General features: G+C 70.3%; 4 protein-coding genes. All 4 read right to left on the bottom strand.

Features of this window, described 5'->3' with window-relative positions:
• A partial coding sequence (locus tag AC27VN_RS36340) for an SDR family NAD(P)-dependent oxidoreductase (protein ID WP_490879770.1) occupies window positions 1–356 on the bottom strand: 356 nt, incomplete at its 3' end.
• 105 nt (window positions 357–461) lie between these two features.
• The gene (locus AC27VN_RS36335; RefSeq protein ID WP_490879769.1) at window positions 462–1,508 is read right to left on the bottom strand and encodes an NAD(P)-dependent alcohol dehydrogenase; all 1,047 of its coding nucleotides are present in this window, start codon (window positions 1,506–1,508) and stop codon (window positions 462–464) included.
• A gap of 39 nt (window positions 1,509–1,547) precedes the next feature.
• Window positions 1,548–2,651, bottom strand: coding sequence for an ABC transporter ATP-binding protein (locus AC27VN_RS36330; RefSeq protein WP_490879768.1), 1,104 nt, complete (start codon window positions 2,649–2,651; stop codon window positions 1,548–1,550).
• Between the two features lie 35 nt (window positions 2,652–2,686).
• On the bottom strand, window positions 2,687–3,439 hold a 753-nt coding region (locus AC27VN_RS36325; RefSeq protein WP_490879767.1), incomplete at its 5' end, for a carbohydrate ABC transporter permease.

Below are 3,439 nucleotides of genomic sequence, written 5' to 3'. Positions count from 1 at the left end.
AAGGTGGTCGCGGCGCCCAGCAGGTTGATCTCGAGCATGCGGCGCAGCACCGCGAGGTCCTCGGCCTGCGCGGTGTCGAAGCCGCCGGCCACGCCCGCGTTGGCGATCACCAGGTCGGGCGTGCCGGCCCGGGCCATCCAGTCGGCGGCCATGGCCTGCATCGCCACCGTGTCGGCCACGTCGGGCGTGTAGACCGCGCAGCGATCGGGCGCCAGCGCCTCGAGCGCGCGCAGCCGTTCGCGGTCGAGCCCCACCAGCGCCACCTGCGTGCCGTCGGCGATCAGCCCGCGCGCCAAGGCCTGGCCCAGGCCGCCACAGGCGCCCGTCAGCACGGCATTGCGAAAGCGAGGGGGCATCGGGGAAGCGCGGCTCGAAAAAAGATGCGCCCCAATGTAGCGGCGCGTTTTGCCGCGCCGCCCCGGCGTTTTCCCTTGCACGCCGGGCCGCGGGCCCGGCGCCGCTCAGGCCTCGACCGGAAACTCGATCTGGATCTTCACGTCCGTCGCCCGCCCCGCCGCGGCCTCCTCGAAGGCGCGGATGCCGTCCTCGAACGCGAAGGTACGCGAGATGAAGGGCTTGACGTCGACCTGGCCCGAGGCGATCAGCGCGAGCGCGCGCGGGAAGATGTTGGCGTAGCGGAACACCGACTCGATGCGCAGCTCCTTCGCCTGAATCGCGACGATGTCGAAGGCCACCGGCGCCGGTGGAATGCCGACCAGCACCACGCAGCCGCCGGGGCAGGCCAGCTCGAAGATGCCCTCGAAGGCGCGCACGCTGCCGCTGGCCTCGAACACCGCGTTGGCGCCCCAGCCGTCGGTCAGCTCGCGCACCGCGTCGGCCAGCTTGCGCTCGCGGATGTTCACCGTGCTCACGGCCGGGTTGTCGGCGAACAGCGCGAGCTTCTCGGGCACCAGGTCGGCCAGGATCACGCGCGCCGCGCCGCCCGCGAGCGCAGCCAGCACGGTCATCGCACCGATGGTGCCGGCGCCCACCACCACCGCCACGTCGCCGGGCTTGAGCGCGGCCTTCTTCGCGGCCTGCAGGCCGATCGCCAGCGGCTCGACGATCGCGCCCTCGGCGAAGCTCACGTTGTCGGGCAGGCGGAAGGTGAAGGCCGCCGGATGCACCACGTAGGGCGTGAGGCAGCCGTGGATCGGCGGCGTGGCCCAGAAGCGCACGGCCGGGTCCAGGTTGTAGATGCCCTCGCGCACGGCGCGGGAGTCGAGCTGCGGAATGCCGGGCTCCATGCAGACCCGGTCGCCGGGCCGCAGGTGCGTGACCTCGCAGCCGACCTCGGCCACCGTGCCCGAGGCCTCGTGGCCAAGGATCATCGGCGCGTCGACCACGTAGGGCCCGATGCCGCCGTGCTGGTAGTAGTGGACGTCGCTGCCGCAGACACCGACCGTGTGCATGCGGATCTTCACGTCGCGCGCACCGAAGGGCTGCGGCGGCAGCTCGATCTCGCGCAGCGCGAGTTCGTGGGCTTTCTCGAGGACAAGGGCTTTCATGGAGGGCGGGTGTTTCTGAGAGGAAGTCGATGAAGGGGTTCAGTGCAGCGGCGCCACCGCGTCGCGCCGCAGCGAGGCGCCGGTCTGCGCGTCGAACAGGTGGAGCTGGGCCGCATCGATGCCGAAGCGCACGCGCTCGCCGAGCCGCGGCGCGCGCGCCGAATGCACCAGCGCGGCGATCTCGCTGCCCGGGCCGTCGCCGATGCTCACGAGCACTTCGTTGCCCAGGTACTCCACCAGCTGCACCTCGCCCACGAAGGCGCCCGCGTCGTCGGGCAGCGCCAGCAGGTGGGCCGGCCGGATGCCGAGCGTGACGCGCTCGCGCCCCTCGAGCGCGAAGCGGCGCGCATCCACGCGCACCGTGCCGCCGTGCCCGCGCAGCACGGCACCGCCGTCGCCGTGCGCCACCGTCATCTCGAGCAGGTTCATCGGCGGCGTGCCGATGAAACCGGCCACGAAGGCCGAGCGCGGGTTCTCGTAGATCTCGCGCGGCGAGCCCACCTGCTCGATGCGGCCGTCGCGCAGCAGCACGATGCGGTCGGCCAGGGTCATGGCCTCGTGCTGGTCGTGCGTGACGTAGACCGTGGTGGTGCGCAGCGTCTGGTGCAGCCGCGCGATCTCCACGCGCATGTGGTTGCGCAGCTTGGCGTCGAGGTTCGACAGCGGCTCGTCGAACAGGAACACCCTGGGCGTCTTGATCATCGCGCGCGCGATCGCCACGCGCTGCTGCTGGCCGCCCGAGAGCTCGGTCGGCCGGCGCTCGAGGTAGCGCTCCAGGCCCAGCGTGTCCGACACCTCCTTCACGCGGCGCGCGATCTCGCTCTTCGGCACCTTGAGGCGCTTGAGCCCGAAGGCGATGTTGTCTCTCACGCTCATGTGCGGATAGAGCGCGTAGTTCTGGAACACCATCGCGATGCCGCGCTCCTGCGGCGGCAGGTCGTTGACGCGCGTGCCGCCGATCAGCAGCTCGCCGCCGCTGATGTCCTCCAGGCCCGCGAGCATGCGCAGAATGGTCGACTTGCCGCAGCCCGAGGGGCCGAGGAAGACGACGAACTCGTTGTCCGAGACGTCGAGGTCGAACTGGTGCACCACTTGCGTGTCGCCGTAGCGCTTGATGATCTTGTGACAGCTGATTGCGGACATGTTGTTGCTTCTCTCGGAAAGGGGATGCGCGGTCTTCATGCGGCGTCGCGCTTGCGCTTGAAGGCCGCGTTGAGGAAGCCGCTGAGCACGCCGATCATCAAGAGCGGCGGCAGCGACAGCAGGATCACGGACGCATTCAGGATGCCCCAGGGCACGTCGCGCCCGAGCTGGCTCAGCTCCGAGGCCACGATGGGCAGCGTCTTGGCGTCCGAGGTGGTCAGCATCAGCGCGATCAGGAACTCGTTCCACACCAGCACGAAGCCGAAGGCGATGGCACCGACCAGCGAGCGCGCGGCGATCGGCAGCGCCACCTTGAAGAAGATCGCGTAGGGGCCGTAGCCGTCGACGCGGCCGGCCTCCTCCACCTCCCGGGGCACCGCCTTGAAGGCCGGGATCGCGAGCCAGATCACGGTGGACAGCGTGAGCAGCGTGTAGGTCACGATCAGCGCGATGCGCGTGTCGTAGAGCTCGAGCTGCAGCCAGATCACCATCAGCGGGATCGCCACCGCCACCGGCGGCAGGAAGCGCATCGACAGCACGAAGAACTGGATGTCGTCGGCGCGCCGCACCGGGTAGCGCGCCAGCGCATAGGCCGCGGGCAGGCCCAGCAGCGCGCCGATCAGCACCGCCGAGCCCACCACGACGAGCGAGTTGACGAGCCCCTGCGCGACCGCCTCGCGGCCCAGCACGTAGGCGTAGTTCTCGAGCGTGGGCGTGAAGAGGAACTTCGGCGTTGCCGAGACGATGTCGACCCGGTTCTTGAACGAGTTGAGGAAGGTCCAGAGCAC

The organism is Variovorax sp. 20P10.2.4 (assembly GCF_058244205.1).
The sequence above is the reverse complement of the archived record's forward strand: the minus strand, read 5'-3'. Positions and strand labels throughout refer to the sequence as shown.